This window comes from Neisseria polysaccharea, from assembly GCF_963392925.1.
GTDB classification, from domain to species: Bacteria; Pseudomonadota; Gammaproteobacteria; order Burkholderiales; family Neisseriaceae; genus Neisseria; species Neisseria polysaccharea.
Window position 1 is genome coordinate 1 of record NZ_CAUJNZ010000022.1, and the last position, 16891, is coordinate 16891.

The following is a 16891-nucleotide window of genomic DNA, read 5'->3' on the forward strand; positions in this document are numbered from 1 at the left end:
CTTTCCCCCCCCCCCCCCCGCAAAACATAAAATAACATTTCCTAAAACTTTTATTTAAAGGAAATGTTATGAAGAATTTTTTATTGGCAGTTGCATTATTGCCGATCGGAACCGCCGTAGCCGCCGACTATAGCAACTTAAGCCTAACGGAAAGGGCAGCTATACTCAAACAAAAGATAATAGAAGTTTGCCATAAAGAAATAGATGATGGCGCAGCTAAAATGGGTGTGGATGAAGACCTAAAGCAAAAGCTAGGTCTAGAGCCACTTACAAAAAAAGTGTGTGAATGCACGGGTAGAAAATTTGAAAACCGTGTACGCAAAGGATTGGAAGTGGGTCAGGATCCGGCTCTATACTACAAGTACAAGGAAGAATGTTCTAATGCTGCTCTGCACCGAAAACATTGAAAATACCAATGCCATCAGCCGTACATCTTCAGATGTACGGCTGATGGCCAATCTGTAGATACTTCTTCGGCCTGAAGAGGAAATACAAATGATTTGATGTCATGTCTAACCCAGTCGGGTTAAAGGAACTAAAAAATGAATGGATGGATTGTAATCGGCATTGTTTTTGCCACAACGTTTTTGTTATTGTTTTTCTTGCGTAAAGGCTTCCGTAAATTGGGTCGGCAATATGGGATATTTTCTACTTTGGTATTCGCTCTGATTTGTTTGGAAATATCTGTAATAATGGACTACGGTGTTCTTAGCGGTCTTCACAACATTCTATCCGGCATATGTATGTGTATGGCAACCATGCTTCTTCTTTGGATGCTGTCAAAATGGCACGAACGGAACGAGTCCCTTAATGCGGTAGTGATTGTTTTGGGTATTGTGCATGTGGCCTGCGTGATGACCGTGGTCTCCTTGCCAAATATAAACCCTTATCTTAAACTGATTGCGAATATTGTGTATTTAGCCCTACCCGCGCTGGCGGGTTACGAAATTTCCGAAGGAAAAAAGAACGCAGCAGGCTAATGTCCGAGGAAGGATTGCAAAGGCCGTCTGAAAATGCGCCACCTGGAGCTCCGGGCGGTTTTCAGACGGCCTCAAACCCTTATATTCAATCGTGCCGGAATAGCATAACCATCCGCCGCGCACCTTCCACGCATTCCATCACGTCAGCCACCAACGCGATACGCATATAACCCTTGCTCCGGCGTATCCCGAGCCAAAAGACATCTCGGCAGAACCTGTATCAATACCTCGCGCCATAGTTTTAAATCGTTCCCGTCAGGCACTTTCAGCCAGATATAATAAGACTCTCCCACTCCTTCAACAACCTCTTCACCGACACCGGATACGGTGTCTTCAATTCCTGCGCAAACAGCGACACTCTTAATTCTTCAATCATCCATTTAAACGCGGCGAGGTCGTCTGAAACGGGTAGTCCTTGTTTTATCAAGCTGTCGGTTTTTTCCTGCCACATTTGTTCCAATTCCTGTATGTCAGCTTCGCGAGCGGCGTCTCGTGCTGGGTTGCCGCTGTATTTTTCAAGGCGCAGGGTCATGGCTTTGAGGTAGATGGGGAGGCGCGGCCATTGTGCCCACGGGGTGCGGTTGGCGAAGCCGGCGGCGAGCAGGGTTTGCAGGCGTAGTCTTAGGAGGTGGGTCAATGGATGTTTGCCGAGTTTGCCGTTAAGTTCGGCGTAGGCGGCGACGGTTTCCTGCAAGTAGCGGCTGAGGGCTTCTTTGACGGCGGGCAGGCGGCTGCGGGCGCGTTTGATTTGTTCTTTGAAGGCTTTTTCGTTGCGCGGCAGCTCGTCTTCGCCGATAAAGGCGCGGTCGCAGACGGCTTGGGTGAGGTCGTCGCGCAGGGTGTCGGCGTTGATGTGTTTGAGCAGCATGGCGGCTTGGGTGAAGCCTTGGATGCCTTTGTTTAGGTCTTTAACTTGTTCTTTTAGTTGTAGTTTCATCAATTCGATCACGCCTAATCTGTGTGTTTGTTCGGCGGCGGCAGACGTGTCGAACAGGCGCAGGGCGATGCGGCCGTCTTTTTCTTTTTGCAGGCCGAGATAGCCGGTGAGCTGTTGTTTGCCGCGTGCGAATTTGATGGATTCGGGTAGGGTGCCGATGTCCCATGCGGTAACGTTGTCACGCTCGAATTCTTGGGTGTTGTCGCGGAAGGTAACGGCGGCGGCTTGGCCGAGTTGTTGTTGCAATTCGTGCAGTTTGCGGCCGCCGGCGAGCTCTTGTCCGCCGTCGTCGATAATGCGCAGATTCAGATAGCAGTGTTCGGGCAATTCTTGCGCCGCCCATGTGTCTTGGTCGATTTGCTCGAGAATCCGCATATCGCCTGCGCTTTTGGCGATAAAGTGCGCCAATTGGGGAATGATGGCCGCTTGGTGGTCGGGATTGCTTTCGAGAAATTTGGTGATGAAATCGGGTACGGGCACGCAAATACGGCGTATTTGCTTCGGCAGGGCTTTAATCAGCAACTGGATTTTTTCGCGCAACATACCGGGCACCAGCCATTCGAGCGACGGCGCGTGCAGGCGGTTGAGGACGGTCAGTGGCACGGTCATGGTCACGCCGTCTAGCGGATGGTGCGGCTCGAAGCGGTAGCTGAGTTTGAACTTGCCGTCTGCGGTTTGCCAGTGTTTGGGGAATTGTTCTTCGGTAATGTGCGCGGCGGCGTGCTGCATGAGGTCGTCGCGGCTGAGGAACAGCAGGCGCGGATTGTCGCGTTCGGCGGTTTTGAGCCAGGCTTCAAAGGTGCGGATATCGGCAAGTGGCAAAGGTTTCAGACGGCCTTTTTGAGATGCTGGCTGCTTTTTGGGTTTGGGGCCGTCTGAAACATTTTGTAGGGTGTGTGAACTCGGTTCACGCACGTGCTTGTCCGCATCGTTGGAATCCACTACGTTGTGCAGGCTACCTGCAACCGTTGAAGCTGCGGCACTCTGTTCTCTCTCCTGCGGGAGAGGGGTAGGGAGAGGGCTTGCTGAGATTGCGAAAAAATTGGTTTGAGCGGCAACTGTTTTGCCCTCTCCCCAGCCCTTCCCCACGGGGGAGGGGGTAGTTTGCTGCGGATTTGCAGGATGAGGGCTGCCTGAAACCGCGTCTGCCGTATAAAAATTAGGCAGTCGTTCGTGATAAAACGCAAACAGCGCTTCGTCATCGACCAATACGTCTTGCTTGCGCGATTTGTGTTCGAGTTCGGTAATTTCCTTAATCAGCTTTTTGTTGTGGACAAAAAAGTCCGCTTTCAAGTCGCATTCCTGCGCCACCAATGCGCCGCGGATAAAGATTTCGCGCGCTTCTTCGGGCGCAACTTTGCCGTAAGACACAGGGCGGCGCGGCAATGCGGTCAGGCCGTAAAGCGTTACGCGTTCGCTGGCGACGACTTCGCCGCGTTTTTGTTCCCAGTGCGGCTCGAAATAATGGTAGCGGACGAGATGCGGCGCTTCCTGCTCGATCCATTCGGGCTGGATAACGGCGACGTCACGCGCGTAAAGGCGCGTGGTTTCAACCAATTCTGCCGCCATCACCCATTTGGGTTTGGCTTTGAACAGGGCGGAGGCGGGGAACAGGTGGAAGCGGCTGCCGCGCGCGCCGGTGTAGTCGTTGCCGTCGGGCGATTTCATGCCGACATTGGCGATGAGGCCGGTGAGCAGGGTGCGGTGGATTTGTTCGTAGCCGGCTTCTTTGGCGGCGCGGATTTGGGCGCGGTGTTGTTTCTTATCCAGTTGTTTTTGTTTGAGTTTAGCCGCTAAATCTTGGTCGCCTTGGCTTTCAGACGGCCTTAATTGCTCTTGGGTGGGAGGTTGTCTAAACGCGGCTTCTTTGGTGGTCAAACCCATTTCAATCGCGGTTTGGGCAAGCTGGTGGTGCAGCTCGCGCCATTCGCGCATACGCAGGTGCGACAGGAAATATTGGCGGCACCATTGCACCAGCTGCTTGTTGGATAAACCTTTGTCGCGCTCATGCTGGAAGCTGTCCCAAATGTTCAGATAGGCAAGGAAATCGGATTGCTTGTCGGTAAAACGTTCGTGCGCCTTGGCCGCGGCATCGCGCGCTTCCAACGGCCGCTCGCGCGGGTCTTGAATCGACAGCGCGGACGCGATCACCAATATTTCCGCCATGCAGTCGTGCTTCTTCGCCGCCAACAAAATGCGCGCGATTTTCGGGTCGATGGGCAGGCGCGCCATTTGTTCTCCGAGTTTGGTCAGGCGGTAGCGGGAAATGTTTGATTTTTTTTCAATGGGTTGCATAAAATAGAAGTAGGTGATACGTTGAAAATTGAGGAAGTAAATTTTAACTTTTACAGAAGCCTGTGAATACTCTCCAATTAAAATCATTAAATATCAATTAATTACAAAATATCATAAAATATCAGAAATTATCAGTTTTTTATCAATGGAAGTTCTTCCATGAATTTTTTATGATTCTCTCCATCGGATGGGGGTAATCATGAAAAAATTTAGTACCAATTCAAAAATCAATTCTTTTATTCATTCACTACTAAATAGGGGGTGGAAAATACAAAATAGGAAAAAGCATAATATTTTAGTAGCACCAAATAACCGTAGGATTGCAATTCCATCAACACCGAGCGATTGCAAAGCAATTCACAGTTTTACCAAGCAGATTAAATATCTTTTTCAGGAGTAGAGCTAAAATGAGCAATAAACAAGCCAATCATCAATCAAACATGAGCAATGCTAACAAAGGCACGTCAGGAACAAATAAAACGTATTCACAAAATCAGGGAAATCGTGGCTGGCAAATGAATCCACAAAATCCTGCAAATAGCGGTAAAGGCAAAAAATAGCCTTTGCCTTGCCTATAAGTGGCGATATTATACTTGGTATCGCCATTTTAATTGGCATATTGGGGGTATTATGGAAAACAAACAAACCGAAAAGACAGAAACACAATCTGCAAAGACAAAGAAAAAGCCATTCAAGCAAACAAGAGAACTCGTCAGATTGGCATTGAATAATGGTTGGACGCAAACTGAAATTGCCAAAACTTGCCGTACACAGCAATCAGTTGTGAGTGCATGGAGTAAGGGTGAAAAATTAGGCACAGAGCAGCAGCTAAAACCTTTATTGGATTTATTCGGATACAAATTGCGTAGGAATACATTTAAACTGTATTGGCGTAAAAATAAAGAAACATCTGAAACTGAATTTATTAAAGTAGAAGGGAAAATAATTTTTAGCCTTATTATTGGTCAACAAGACTACAAGAAATTTACTCCAAAATATAAATTTGTTATTCATCATCAAGGGAGTGAACAAATCCATATAGTTTTGAAACGGAAAATTCGTGATAATCATGATAGAAGTTTAGAGCCAACAGCATGGGAAACTGTTTTTAATTGTTCAACAGGAGTTAGCAATGTGCTTGGCCTTTGTGATGAGTTAAGCAGTGAAAGCATTAAATATTTTAATGATAGATATGAAATATTGCGTAATGATAAATGTGATTATTGGATAAAATTTATTTGTGAGTTCCCTGAATATGCCCAATCTTTACCTTTTCTCATTCGGCAAGCCTTGTTAAATCATGGATTCTCTGTAAACGATATTATTGAATATCAGGCTTCATGGTAAAATACCTTAAACCCCCAAGGCAGGAAAGCAGCCTTAAATAAAATGCTATTCATTGGGCAATATTAAGCCTGACGATTTATCATCATGATTATTGATTAAGCCCTATGAAATGCCTGTTTGCATTCATAGCGCAAAGGTAAATCAAAATCTCGGCTTACAACTGTTGCTGTGAATACAGCTAGGAGAAAGGGAAACTGAATACCTGAAACACCGTTGTAAGAATTAGGGTCAGGGGTGGGTCAAAAACCAAGCCGTCAGTTAGCTGACCGCTTGGTTTTCTACGTTTAAGTCATCTGAACTTTATTCAATTTAACCTTAAAAGTGCAGGCTGCTTCACATTTTCAGGTAGCCTGCTTTCAATCTAATTCTCCTCCACTGCCCCCAATTCCAGCAACACCTGAAAACCGTCATTGATATATCGCGAATCGGGCATTTCTAAAAATGGGAATGCCGCCACATCGCCTAAGTTCAACGCTGCCATGCGCAGGATGACGGCGGCGAGGTTGCTGCGGACGATTTCGGGATCGGTAAACTCGGTACGGCTGTTGAAATCTTCTTCTGAAAACAGTCGGATACAGACGCCTGCGGAGACGCGTCCGCAGCGGCCGGAGCGTTGGCGGGCGGCGGCTTGGGAGATTTTCTCGACATGAAGCTGCTCCACCTTTGCCCGTGCGGAATAGCGTTTGACGCGCGCGAGGCCGGTGTCGATGACGTATTTGATGCCCGGCACGGTGAGCGAGGTTTCGGCGACGTTGGTTGCCAATACGATGCGGCGTTTCGCGCCTGAGGGGTGGAAGATTTTGTGCTGCTCGGCGTGCGACAGGCGTGCGAACAGGGGCAGGATTTCGTCGTTGCGGCGCAGCGTGGATTTGCGCAGGGCTTCGGCGGCTTCGCGGATTTCGCGTTCGCCCGGCAGGAATACCAAGATATCGCCTTCGCCATATCGCGCCAATTCATCGGCGGCATCGACAATTGCGTCGGTCAATTCTATTTCCGCGTCGTCTTCGTCTTTGCCGGTCAGCGGTCGGTAGAGGATTTCGACGGGATAGGTGCGCCCGCTTACTTCTAAAACAGGCGCGCCGTTGAAGTGTCGGGAGAAGCGTTCCGCGTCTATCGTTGCCGAGGTGATGATGACTTTTAAATCGGGGCGGTGCGGCAGCAGTTGTTTCAAATAGCCCAAGAGGAAGTCGATGTTCAGGCTGCGTTCGTGTGCTTCGTCGATGATAATCGTGTCGTAGGCGGCGAGATAACGGTCGGTCTGGGTTTCCGCTAGCAGGATGCCGTCGGTCATCAGCTTGACGCAGGCATCGCGCGAGGTGTGGTCGGTGAAGCGCACTTTATAGCCGACCGCGCTGCCGATTTCCGATTTCAGCTCTTCGGCAATCCGTTCCGCCACCGAACGCGCGGCCAAACGGCGCGGCTGGGTATGCCCGATTAGCCCCGCCGCCCCGCGCCCGAGTTCCATACAAATCTTGGGCAACTGCGTGGTTTTGCCCGAACCGGTTTCGCCGCAAATAATCGTTACCTGATGTTCGGCAATGGCTTTTTTGATTTCTTCGAGTTTTTCTTGAACGGGCAGTGTGTTGTCGAATTCGGGTTTTGGCAATGCGGCCAAACGCTTCAAGAAGATTTCGTGTGATTTTCGGTATTTTTCTTCGACTTTGGACAAGCCGCCGTATTTGTTGGGATTTTTGAAGGCGGATTGCAGGAAGTGGCGGTCTTTGGAGAGGGTTTGGGAGAGGTCAGGGGACATGGGCGTGCGTGTGCGGTAAAAAATATAATTATAGCAACGCTTTGGTTGGGTTCGGGCAATATCGGGATGGGGAAATGCCGTCTGAAAACCGCATTCTGTTGTTCAGACGGCATTGTTGTTGAAGTTTCAAGCAGCGGCGGAACGGTATTCAAATCAAGGCGGCTGCCGTCATTTGATTGGGGGCGTTTTAATTTTCAGACGGCATTCCCGTTTTGCTGTTTGCGGCTTGCGGTCTTGCGGGCGCATTGCCGGTTTGGGAGGCGGTTTCCTGAAGCACGCGCTGGCGGAAGCGCATTCCCGATGCGTGGTAGAACGGACGCGGCGAAAACTGGCGCGAAACCTGCGAGGCGAAAATGCAGGCAATTAGCATCCAAAACAGCAGGCTTTGTCCGCCCGTCATTTCCATAACGATGACGGCGGAAGTAATCGGCGATTGTGTCGCGCCCGCTAAAAATGCCGCCATGCAGATGAGGACGATGATGTTTGCACCCTGCGATATGTCGGCGATGGCGGCGATATGCTCGCCCAAAGCCGCACCTATGGTCAGCGAGGGAGTGAAAATGCCGCCCGGAATGCCTGCCCAATAGCTGAATACGGTGGCGAGCCATTTGGCGGCGGCGAGTCCGACAGGGGCTTCATAGATGCCGTGCAGGGCTTGGGCGGCTTCGTGGTAGCCGGTGCCGTAGGTTTTGCCTTGGTAGAACGTGCCGAGCAGGGCGAGCAGCAGCCCTATCAGTGCCGCGAGCAGGAGCGGGCGGTTGCGGACGAAGCCTTGGATTTTGCGCGGGAAAACTGCCGCCGCGCCCAGATAGAGCATACGGGCAAATATGCCGCCAGCCGCGCCGCAAACCAGCCCCGCCGCCACGACCCACATCAAAATATTTTCCAAAACGCCGCCGTTGAAACCCGAAAAATACGGGTTGTTGCCCTGAATGGCGACCTGTATGAAGCCGGCGGCGAGTACGCCGAGCAGAATCTGCCGCTCCCAGCGCAGCATAATGCCGCGCCCGAGTTCCTCAATGGCGAAAATCACGCCTGCCAAAGGCGCGTTGAATGCGGCTGCCAGTCCGCCCGCCGCGCCCGCCGCCATCAAATCGTTTTCCTGCATACCCTTAAACGCCAAACCGTGTTTTTTGCACCACGCTCCCCACGCTCCCATCACTGCCGCGCCGACCTGCACGGACGGACCTTCGCGTCCGATGGACGCGCCGAACAGCATACCCAAAAAGGTCAGTGGGATTTTCAGCAGCGTCTGTCCGAGGCGGATCAGCCGCGTTTTTTGTGCGCCGTAGGGCAGCGACAGCGAGGCGATGACCTGCGGGATGCCGCTGCCCGAGGTATAGGGCGCGTATTTGCGCGTGAACCACGCAATAAGCGGTAAACCCAAAGGAAGCGCTACCCACGCGAACCACGGGTATTTTTGCACCCACGCGGCATTCAGTTCGAGGGCGTAGTCGGCAAGATGGGCAAAAACCAGCGCGGTCAGGGCGACGAGCGCGGAGCCTGCCAGAAGGAACACAAAGGCGATGCTTTTGTGCGAAATGCGGCGGGTTTGGCGGATTTTGTGGCGGAGCTTGCGGATAAGTGTGCGGAACATAAGGCGGTGTCGGGAAAAGCGGCTTTCAGACGGCCCGGCCTGCCGGCGATGCCGTCTGAAGCCGTGTCGGGTCAGGAACGGTAGTCGGCGTTGATGGAAACGTATCCGTGCGACAGGTCGCAGGTATAGACAGTGGCGGCACTTTGTCCGCGATGCAGCTTGATGCGGACGGTGATTTCGTCCTTCGACATCACCGCCTGCCCTTGTGCTTCGGTGTAGCTTGCGGCGCGTCCGCCGTGTTCGGCAACCAAAATATCGTCGAGATACATTTCCACGAGGTCGGTATCGAGGTCGGCAACGCCGGCATAACCGATGGCGGCGAGCAGTCTGCCGAGGTTGGGGTCGGAGGCGAAAAAGGCGGTTTTGACCAGCGGCGAACGTGCCACGGTGTAGGCGGCTTGGCGGGCTTCGTCGCGGGTTTTGGCGTTTTCGACGCGGACGGTGATGAACTTGGTCGCACCTTCGCCGTCGCGGACGATGGCTTGGGCGAGTTCGAGCGCGAGGCTGCACAACAATTCTTTGAGTTGGGCGTAACGCGGGTCGGCGATGTTGTCGATTTCGCTTTGGCTGTTTTTGCCGGTGGCGATGATGACGAAGCTGTCGTTGGTGCTGGTGTCGCCGTCAACGGTGATGGTGTTGAAGGTTTCGTCGGCGATTTCCTGCGTCATCAGTTGGAGGACGGGTTGGGAAACTTTGGCATCGGTGGCGATGAAACCGAGCATGGTCGCCATATTGGGATGAATCATGCCCGAGCCTTTGGCGATGCCGGTGGCGCGGACGGTGTGTTTGCCGCCGACCTTGCCTTCGCGCGAGGCGGCTTTGGGAACGGTGTCGGTGGTCATGATGGCGCGTGCCGCTTCGTTCCAGAAGGCAGGCTGCATTTTGGGCAGCGCGGCGATGATTTTGTCTGCGGGCAACGGTTCGAGAATCACGCCGGTGGAGAAGGGCAGCACCTGGTTCGGTTTGCAGCCGATTTGCCGGGCGGCGGCGGCACACACTGCCAAAGCATCGATTCTGCCCTGTGCGCCCGTACCCGCGTTGGCGTTGCCCGTGTTGATGATGAGGGCGCGCACGCCGTCTTCGTCGAAAAGGTGCGATTTGGCGATGTGGACGGGCGCGGCACAGAAACGGTTGGTCGTGAAGACTGCACCGACGGTGCTGCCGGCGGCTGCGGCAATCAGTGTCAGGTCGGTATGGTCGGGCTTCTTCACGCCTGCTTGGGCGGTGTAGAGGGCAATGCCGTCGATGTCGGGCAGTTGTTCGGCGGTTTTTTCGGTCAGGTTGACAGCCATAACGGTTCTCCTTGCGAGTGTGTCGGCGTTCAGACGGCATGGGTTGAAATGCCGTCTGAAACGGGTTCAGAACCCCAAAACGGGGATAAGCAGCGGCGCAATCAGCGCGGTCAGCACGCCGTTGAGCGTCAGCCCCAGCCCCGCGTATGCCGCCATGCGGCGGCTGCGTTCGAGCGAGGCGGCAATGCCCATTGCGTGCGAAGCCGTGCCGAGCGACATTCCGACGGACGAGGGCATGACGACTGTGTTCTTCAACATTTTGTAACCAGCAATCTGTCCGACCAGTCCGGCAATGATGACGGTGGCGGCGGTAATGGCGGGAATGCCGCCGATGGAGCGGGTGATTTCGATGGCGATGGGGTTGGTAACAGATTTGGACGCGAGCGAGAGGACGACTTCGCGTTCCGCACCCAGCCATTTGGCAAAATACATCCCCGTAACAATGCCCGTAACGCTGCCCGCAAGCTGCGAAACGATGACGGGCAGCCACTGGTTGAAGATTTTACGGCGGTTTTGGTAGAGCGGCACGGCAAGTACGACGACGGCGGGTTTCAGCCAAAAATCAATGAATTGCGCGGCGTTGTGGTACACCGCATAATCGATACCGAGGATTTTCAGGTAGGCAATCAGCACCACGGTGCTGACGAGTACGGGGTTGCAGAAGATATTGCCCGTGCGCGTGCGCACGATAATCGCAAGCGCGTACACGGCAAGCGTGAGAAAAAGCAGGATGCTCGGCTGCCTGAGGATTTCGTTCATCAGATAATGCTCCGTATCCAGCGGTGAACCTTGCCCGTAACCAGCAGTACGCACAAAGTGCTGGCGGAGGTGGAAACCAGTATCGAAAACCAATCGTCGGCAATCAAATCCAAATAGCTGATGACCGCCACGCAGGGCGGCACGAGGAACAGCGTCAGGTTTGCCATCAGCGCGTCGGTAAGCTGTTGCAGCCAAGACGTTTTGACCCAACCCGCCTGCAAAAGCGCAAACAGCACGCCCATGCCGACGATGCTGCCGGGCAGTTTGATGCCTGCTAGGAAAACGGCGGTTTCGCCGGCGGCGAGGCAGCCGAGGATGATGAGAAGTGCGCGGATGATGTTCATGTTGTGTGTCTGTCTTTTGGCGGCGTTGTGATAAATTTTGTTAACTGTTTAATCATAACGTTATTCATGCCGTCTGAAAAGCCGAAGCCGCGCACAAACGCAAAAACGGCACGGATAAACCGTGCCGCAGCAACCGGGGCGTGTTCAGACTTTGCGGTAGGGATTTTCCAAACTTTCAATCAGCGCGAGCAGGTAATCGCGCAACTGACGTTCGCCGCAACCCATCAGCAGCGCGTCTTCAAATGCGTCTTGTGCCGTCTGATACAGTTCGGACATATTTTCGGACATCACTTTAACCTTTTCGGTACAGGATACGATCTGTCCGTCATCGTCGTACCATTTGGGCATTTCGGGCATACTCATTGCGTATTCCTTGGGAAATCAGTTTAGAAAGCGGGACGGGTCGTTTTTCTTGACCCGGCGGGCGAACGCATATTTGCCGCTCCAATATTTGTGGCTCAGGCTGGTGATTTCGATATTTTTCCCTGTGCGCGGCGCGTGGATGAAGCGGTCGTTGCCGATATAAAGCCCGACATGGGAAATGCGGCTGCCGCCGAGCGTGCGGAAAAACACCATATCCCCGGGCTGCAATTCGCTTCGGGCAACCGGCGTACCCATCTGCGCCTGTTCTGCCGACGTGCGCGGCAGGTTGATGCCCATGGCGCGTTTGAAGATGTGCTGCATGAAGCCGCTGCAATCAAAACCGGTAGAAACCGATGTACCGCCGTAGCGGTAGGCAACACCCAAAAGCCCCATCGCATTGCCGATAAGTTCGTCGGCGGAACCTGAAGTACGGTCATTATTAGTGCGGGCGGTTTGGGTGTATTGCCCGTTTTCGGCAAACTGTTTGAGAATTTGCTCGCGGCTGCTGAGCAGGTTGGTCAACTCGTCGGCAAGGGCGGGGCGGACGGCAAACATCAGCCACAAAACCGCCCAAACTGCCGGTTTGAAAAAAGAATCCATATCGGTGTTTCCGCGCAGGAGGCATCGTGCCGCCGTGCGATGTTATGCTGTATCAGTCGAAAATATCTTGTTGATTGTATATAAAAAAACGGCTGTTTGGCAAAAAACGGCTTGTTAGATTGAGTTAATATTTTGATTTTTATATAATTTATTGAGAACTTGGGAAACGCACCCGCCGTCCGCCTTGTTTTCGCGCCGACCGCAACCATATATCCGCCATCCGAACAATCAATCAGAGAGAATAATGAATCAAACCGTCATCAACCGCGCCGATGTGCGTACCCGCTTTATCTTCGACGATATGCCCGTACGCGGGCTGCACGTCCGTCTGGAAAACGTATGGCAGCACATTGTAAAACAGAAAAACTATCCCGCCGCCATCCGCCGCGCCTTGGGCGAGCTGTTGGCGGCGGGCGTGCTGTTGTCGGGCAACTTAAAAAACGAAGGCACGCTGATTGTGCAGGTTCAGGGGCAGGGGCGGCTGAAAATGCTGGTTGCGGAAGCGACTTCCGACCGTACCGTCCGTGCGACCGCGCGTTGGGACGAAACCGCAGAAATAGCCGATGACGAAAGCCTCGGCGACCTTTTGGGCGAGGGCGGCGTGTTCGTGCTGACGCTGCAACCCAAAGACGGCGAACCCTGGCAGGGCGTAGTGCCTTTGGAAGGCGACGGTATCGCGCAAATGTTGGTAAACTATATGAAACGTTCCGAACAGCTTGATACGCACATCGTCCTGTCTGCAAGCGATGAAGCGGCGGGCGGGCTGCTGGTGCAGCGTCTGCCTGAAGAGGTATTGGATGAAGAGGCATGGGAACACGTCAGTACGCTGGCGCGCACACTGACGGCGGAGGAGCTGGCAGAATTGGATGCGCAACACGTTTTATACCGCCTGTTCCACGAAACGCCGCCGCGCGTGTTCGAGCCGGAAACGTTTGAATTTTCATGTACCTGTTCTCGGGGCAAGGTCAGCGATATGCTGCTGATGCTGGGCGGGGAAGAAGTCGGCGGCGTGGTGGCGGAACAAGGCAGCATCGAAGTCGATTGCGACTTCTGCCACAGCAAATATGTGTTTGACGAAACCGATGTCAATGCGCTGTTTGGTGCGGATGTGGTCGGCGTTGCCCGAGAGCAGTCCCGACATACCGTCCAATAATTTTGTGTAACAACAAAGATAAATAGTGAAATGCCGTCTGAAAATCCCCACAGGGTGTTTCAGACGGCATTTTCATGTGTTTCAGACGGCATTTAAAGCAGGAACAGGGTGGCGAGACCCAAGAAAATCAGGAAGCCGCCGGAATCCGTTACCGCCGTAATCAGCACCGAGCTGCCCAGTGCGGGATCGCGTCCGAACTTTTCCATTACCACGGGAATCAATACGCCGACGGTTGCCGCCAGCAGCAGGTTGAGCGTCATCGCGGCAACCATGACCAAGCCGATGCCGAGGCTGCCGTAGAGCAGCCATGAAACCGCGCCCATGACCGTCCCCCAAATAATGCCGTTGACCAGGGCGACGCCGACTTCTTTTTTCAACAGCCTGCCTGCCTGCATGCCTGTCAGTTGCCCCATCGCCATCGCGCGGACAATCATGGTAATCGTCTGGTTGCCCGAGTTACCGCCTATGCCTGCGACGATGGGCATCAGCGCGGCGAGTGCGACGATTTTTTCGATGCTGCCTTCAAACGCGCCGATGACGCGGCTGGCGAGGAAGGCGGTGCAGAGGTTGACGGCGAGCCACATCCAGCGGTTTTTGACGGAATCCAAGACGGGGGCGAACAGGTCTTCCTCTTCCTGCAAACCCGCCATATTCAGCATATCCGCTTCCGATTCTTCGCGGATCACGTCCACCATCTCGTCAACGGTAATCCTACCGATGAGCTTTTTGTTTTCATCGACGACGGGCGCAGTAACCAAGTCGTAGCGTTCAAACGCCTGCGCCGCTTCTTCCACGTCGTCTTCGGCGCGGAAACGCACGACATCTTTCGCCATCACGTTTTCCACCAAATCTTCGGGATCGGCGACCAAAAGTTTGCGGATGGGCAGCACGCCTTGCAGCACGTCGTTTTCATCGACCACAAAAATCTTGTCGGTATGGTCGGGCAGGCTGTCGAAGCGGCGCAGATAACGCAGCACCACTTCGCAGGCGACATCGGCGCGGATGCTGACCAATTCGAAGTCCATAATCGCGCCGACTTGGTTGTCTTCATACGACATCGCCGCCTTGACTTGGGCGCGTTCTTCCTCGTCGCGCGTCTGCAGTGCTTCGTAAACCACTTGGTGCGGCAAATCGTCTGCCAGCTCCGCCAGTTCGTCCGCGTCCAAATCATCGACCGCCGCCAACAATTCGTCCTTGTCCATCGACTCGATCAGCGTTTCGCGCACCGCGTCGGACACTTCCAGCAATACTTCGCCGTCGTCTTCGGGTTTCACTAAAATCCAGACGATATTGCGTTCGCGCGGCGGCAGCGATTCCAACACCGCCGCCACGTCGGCAGGGTGCAGCTCGCTCAAGAGGACGGTCAGCTCGGTCAGCTTGTCGCGCAGCGGCGCGTCTTCGAGCGGTGTGCCGTTTTCGATTTGTTCAAAAGCAGGTTCGAGGATTTCGCAGAGGGAGTGGACACGGTCGAAATCGGCGGAAGGGCGTTCGGCATGGTTTTGACCGGTTTCGCCGTCGTGTGTCGGAGGAGTGTGTTCGATGCTCATAAATGCTCCGCCCGCCGTGTGCGGGGAGGCATTCCGGCGGGATGGTTATTGTCGTTTGGAATCGGAAAGGGCGTTCAGTAAAAACGAACTGGGAAGGTCCATAATAAAAGCCTGACGGTACAGGCGCAGGGTTGGAAACGGCACTATTCTACTCCCTTTTGGAACGGTTTACTATTTTTAACGCAAATGCCGTCTGAAACGCGGGTTTCAGACGGCATTTTTCGGAGGGCAGGTCAGCGGTAGGCGTTTTTCAGTTCGCGCAGGGCGGCGAAGACCGCCAAACCGTTGTTTAAGGTTTGACCCGTCAGGGTTTCGGCACGTTGGCGGACGGCGGGGATTTCTGTCCGTAAGAACGGGTTGACGTGGCGTTCGTGCGCGAGGGTAACGGGCAGGGTAGGCGTGTGTTCTGCCGCTTTCAGTGCCGTCTGAATGTCGGCGTTGTCCGGCTCGATATGGGCGGCGAAACGCAGGTTGGCGGCGGTGTATTCGTGCGCCGGATAGAACAGGGTGCCTTCGGGTAATTGGTTGAACCGTTGGAAGCTGTCGTAAAGCTGTTCGACCGTGCCGGTGAACACGCGTCCGCAGCCGGCGGAAAAAAGGGTGTCGCCGCAAAAGACGTGTATGCCGTCTGAAGTTTCCATGAGGTAGCTGATGTGGCGGTCGGTATGGCCCGGGGTTGCCCAAACGGTGATTAACCCTTCGCCGAAGGTAAATTGGGTGCCTGCGGTTACGGTGTGAGTGGCGGCTTCGATGTCGGATTCGCCGTAAACGGGCGATTCCATGTAGCCGCGCCACAGTGCGGCAGCACCGCCTTCGTGGTCGGGGTGGGGGTGAGTTACCCATGTTTGGGCAAGCATGAGTCGGTTGCGTACGAGGAATTCCAATACGGGTGTGGGGTCGGAGGGGTCGACGCAGACGGCATGGTTGCCTTCCTGTATCATCCAGATGTAGTTGTCGGTCAAGGCTTTGACGGGTGTGATTTTCATGAGTGTTCCTTGATGGTTCGGATGCCGTCTGAAAGGTGCATCCGAAAGGCGTTAATATACAGCGGAACCCCGGCAAACGCCATCATGCTGTTTCAGACGGCATTTTGTCTTATAAAAACCTTTCGGCAACAATATATTGCCAAACTGCAAACCAAACTGCCTTTGACAACTGCCGACCTTCCCTCTAAAATGTGTTCAAGTTTTTAAACATATAAACTCAAAAAGCCGAATATGCCGCAACAAACCATGAATTTAATGCGCGAGTGCATACCCATCTTTACCGTGTTGAGCGATGAAAACCGCCATCAGATCCTGCGCGTGCTGTGGGAACATGGCAAGATGAATGTGAATGAACTGACCGAGCATCTGCATCTGTCGCGCCCTGCGGTGTCGCACCATTTGAAAATCATGCTGCAAGCTGGTGCGGTGGCGGTAGAGCAGATCGGTAAAGAGCGGTTTTACAGTATTGCCATGGCGGATGCGGTGGCGAGATTGAAACAGCTTGCCGATTTGATGGCTCAAAATTGCCCGCTTTCAAAATAGGCGGTAGCCTTTGTCTTCGGGCAGACGGCTGTTAATGTGTTTTGCAATGTACTTGCCGACATATCGCGCAAGTCCTTTGCTGTTGGTTTTGACGGGCAGCAATTCGGAACGCCCGAAACCGTACTTTTCCATGTTTTCACGGAGGACTTGCCATAGTTGGCGCAGGTTTTTGTTGGCACTTTTGTAATTACGGTCTTGGATTTGTCGGAAGTTCAGACCACGGCGGATGTCTTGGCGTGTGTTGACGATAAGATGGAAATGTATACGACCGCTTTTCATGCGTTCGTATACGCAAATATAGTTTTCAAAATGTTTTTTAAGGAAATTTGTACGGAGGCTGTGAAAGCGGCGGCTCGCCTCTTTAACGTCTTGCACGTCGTCGGCGAAAGTGAGTG

Annotated in this window: 16 protein-coding genes and 2 pseudogenes; 6 read left to right on the forward strand and 12 right to left on the reverse strand. The window is 53.3% G+C overall.

The features are described from left to right. Positions 1-68 precede the first annotated feature (68 nt). Together RDY34_RS10080 and RDY34_RS10085 are read left to right on the forward strand one after the other, a co-directional pair. Positions 69-407, forward strand: a complete 339-nt coding sequence (locus tag RDY34_RS10080; RefSeq protein ID WP_003754607.1) for a hypothetical protein — start codon at positions 69-71, stop codon at positions 405-407. Between the two features lie 135 nt (positions 408-542). Continuing rightward, positions 543-980 (forward strand): hypothetical protein, encoded by a 438-nt coding sequence (locus RDY34_RS10085; protein WP_003754608.1) that lies wholly within the window; start codon positions 543-545, stop codon positions 978-980. Between the two features lie 85 nt (positions 981-1065). Here RDY34_RS10085 and RDY34_RS10090 read toward each other — a convergent pair. Continuing rightward, positions 1066-1264 (reverse strand): annotated as a pseudogene (locus tag RDY34_RS10090) (succinyldiaminopimelate transaminase); the annotation flags it as partial. Next, the gene (locus RDY34_RS10095) at positions 1246-4212 is read right to left on the reverse strand and encodes a DUF3418 domain-containing protein (RefSeq protein WP_308184569.1); all 2967 of its coding nucleotides are present in this window, start codon (positions 4210-4212) and stop codon (positions 1246-1248) included. The gene RDY34_RS10095 and the pseudogene RDY34_RS10090, both read right to left, overlap by 19 nt. 407 nt (positions 4213-4619) lie before the next feature. Here RDY34_RS10095 and RDY34_RS10100 point away from each other — a divergent pair, with 407 nt between their 5' ends. Together RDY34_RS10100 and RDY34_RS10105 are read left to right on the forward strand one after the other, a co-directional pair. Then, on the forward strand, positions 4620-4772 hold the full coding sequence (locus tag RDY34_RS10100) for a hypothetical protein (RefSeq protein ID WP_003754616.1): 153 nt from the start codon (positions 4620-4622) through the stop codon (positions 4770-4772). Between the two features lie 70 nt (positions 4773-4842). Next, positions 4843-5559: a helix-turn-helix domain-containing protein gene (locus RDY34_RS10105; RefSeq protein WP_003754618.1), complete on the forward strand. Its 717-nt coding sequence runs from the start codon at positions 4843-4845 to the stop codon at positions 5557-5559. A gap of 361 nt (positions 5560-5920) precedes the next feature. On the opposite strand, the gene hrpA is transcribed toward RDY34_RS10105, so the two are convergent. The 7 genes from hrpA to RDY34_RS10140 all read right to left on the reverse strand — a co-directional run bounded on the left by hrpA (position 5921) and on the right by RDY34_RS10140 (position 12267). After that, positions 5921-7312 carry an ATP-dependent RNA helicase HrpA gene (gene hrpA, locus RDY34_RS10110; protein WP_308074473.1) on the reverse strand — a complete coding sequence of 464 codons (1392 nt, stop codon included), beginning with the start codon at positions 7310-7312 and terminating at the stop codon, positions 5921-5923. 187 nt (positions 7313-7499) lie between these two features. Further along, positions 7500-8909, reverse strand: coding sequence for a chloride channel protein (locus tag RDY34_RS10115; RefSeq protein WP_003754623.1), 1410 nt, complete (start codon positions 8907-8909; stop codon positions 7500-7502). Positions 8910-8980: 71 nt separating this feature from the next. Continuing rightward, a complete protein-coding gene (gene argJ, locus RDY34_RS10120) occupies positions 8981-10201 on the reverse strand; it encodes a bifunctional glutamate N-acetyltransferase/amino-acid acetyltransferase ArgJ (RefSeq protein WP_003754626.1) in 1221 nt (406 codons plus the stop codon). A 66-nt stretch (positions 10202-10267) separates the two neighbouring features. Next, positions 10268-10960 carry an LrgB family protein gene (locus tag RDY34_RS10125; RefSeq protein ID WP_003754628.1) on the reverse strand — a complete coding sequence of 231 codons (693 nt, stop codon included), beginning with the start codon at positions 10958-10960 and terminating at the stop codon, positions 10268-10270. Next, positions 10960-11304, reverse strand: a complete 345-nt coding sequence (locus tag RDY34_RS10130; RefSeq protein ID WP_003754631.1) for a CidA/LrgA family protein — start codon at positions 11302-11304, stop codon at positions 10960-10962. The genes RDY34_RS10125 and RDY34_RS10130 overlap by 1 nt, the downstream gene beginning before the upstream one ends. Positions 11305-11448: 144 nt before the next feature. After that, on the reverse strand, positions 11449-11667 hold the full coding sequence (locus tag RDY34_RS10135; RefSeq protein WP_003754633.1) for a hypothetical protein: 219 nt from the start codon (positions 11665-11667) through the stop codon (positions 11449-11451). Positions 11668-11685: 18 nt separating this feature from the next. Further along, positions 11686-12267: a C40 family peptidase gene (locus RDY34_RS10140; RefSeq protein WP_003754635.1), complete on the reverse strand. Its 582-nt coding sequence runs from the start codon at positions 12265-12267 to the stop codon at positions 11686-11688. Between the two features lie 244 nt (positions 12268-12511). On the opposite strand from RDY34_RS10140, the gene hslO reads away from it, so the two are divergent. After that, positions 12512-13420 (forward strand): Hsp33 family molecular chaperone HslO, encoded by a 909-nt coding sequence (hslO, locus tag RDY34_RS10145; protein WP_003754639.1) that lies wholly within the window; start codon positions 12512-12514, stop codon positions 13418-13420. 92 nt (positions 13421-13512) lie between these two features. On the opposite strand, the gene mgtE is transcribed toward hslO, so the two are convergent. Both mgtE and gloB read right to left on the reverse strand, forming a co-directional pair. Beyond that, complete coding sequence (mgtE, locus tag RDY34_RS10150) at positions 13513-14967, reverse strand: magnesium transporter (RefSeq protein ID WP_003754641.1); 1455 nt, start codon at positions 14965-14967, stop codon at positions 13513-13515. Between the two features lie 233 nt (positions 14968-15200). Next, on the reverse strand, positions 15201-15953 hold the full coding sequence (gene gloB, locus RDY34_RS10155) for a hydroxyacylglutathione hydrolase (RefSeq protein WP_003754643.1): 753 nt from the start codon (positions 15951-15953) through the stop codon (positions 15201-15203). A 231-nt stretch (positions 15954-16184) separates the two neighbouring features. On the opposite strand from gloB, the gene RDY34_RS10160 reads away from it, so the two are divergent. Further along, entirely contained in the window at positions 16185-16496 is a 312-nt protein-coding gene (locus tag RDY34_RS10160; protein WP_003754648.1) for an ArsR/SmtB family transcription factor, read from the forward strand. Here the strand turns inward: RDY34_RS10160 and RDY34_RS10165 are convergent. Then, a pseudogene (locus RDY34_RS10165) lies at positions 16494-16891 on the reverse strand (rolling circle replication-associated protein); the annotation flags it as partial. The gene RDY34_RS10160 and the pseudogene RDY34_RS10165 sit on opposite strands and share 3 nt — an antisense overlap.

Coding starts and splice junctions, on each gene's coding strand:
- RDY34_RS10080 (WP_003754607.1), top strand. CDS start 69: ATGAAGAATTTTTTATTGGCAGTTGCATTATTGCCGATCGGAACCGCC.
- RDY34_RS10085 (WP_003754608.1), top strand. CDS start 543: ATGAATGGATGGATTGTAATCGGCATTGTTTTTGCCACAACGTTTTTG.
- RDY34_RS10095 (WP_308184569.1), bottom strand. CDS start 4,212: ATGCAACCCATTGAAAAAAAATCAAACATTTCCCGCTACCGCCTGACC.
- RDY34_RS10100 (WP_003754616.1), top strand. CDS start 4,620: ATGAGCAATAAACAAGCCAATCATCAATCAAACATGAGCAATGCTAAC.
- RDY34_RS10105 (WP_003754618.1), top strand. CDS start 4,843: ATGGAAAACAAACAAACCGAAAAGACAGAAACACAATCTGCAAAGACA.
- hrpA (WP_308074473.1), bottom strand. CDS start 7,312: ATGTCCCCTGACCTCTCCCAAACCCTCTCCAAAGACCGCCACTTCCTG.
- RDY34_RS10115 (WP_003754623.1), bottom strand. CDS start 8,909: ATGTTCCGCACACTTATCCGCAAGCTCCGCCACAAAATCCGCCAAACC.
- argJ (WP_003754626.1), bottom strand. CDS start 10,201: ATGGCTGTCAACCTGACCGAAAAAACCGCCGAACAACTGCCCGACATC.
- RDY34_RS10125 (WP_003754628.1), bottom strand. CDS start 10,960: ATGAACGAAATCCTCAGGCAGCCGAGCATCCTGCTTTTTCTCACGCTT.
- RDY34_RS10130 (WP_003754631.1), bottom strand. CDS start 11,304: ATGAACATCATCCGCGCACTTCTCATCATCCTCGGCTGCCTCGCCGCC.
- RDY34_RS10135 (WP_003754633.1), bottom strand. CDS start 11,667: ATGAGTATGCCCGAAATGCCCAAATGGTACGACGATGACGGACAGATC.
- RDY34_RS10140 (WP_003754635.1), bottom strand. CDS start 12,267: ATGGATTCTTTTTTCAAACCGGCAGTTTGGGCGGTTTTGTGGCTGATG.
- hslO (WP_003754639.1), top strand. CDS start 12,512: ATGAATCAAACCGTCATCAACCGCGCCGATGTGCGTACCCGCTTTATC.
- mgtE (WP_003754641.1), bottom strand. CDS start 14,967: ATGAGCATCGAACACACTCCTCCGACACACGACGGCGAAACCGGTCAA.
- gloB (WP_003754643.1), bottom strand. CDS start 15,953: ATGAAAATCACACCCGTCAAAGCCTTGACCGACAACTACATCTGGATG.
- RDY34_RS10160 (WP_003754648.1), top strand. CDS start 16,185: ATGCCGCAACAAACCATGAATTTAATGCGCGAGTGCATACCCATCTTT.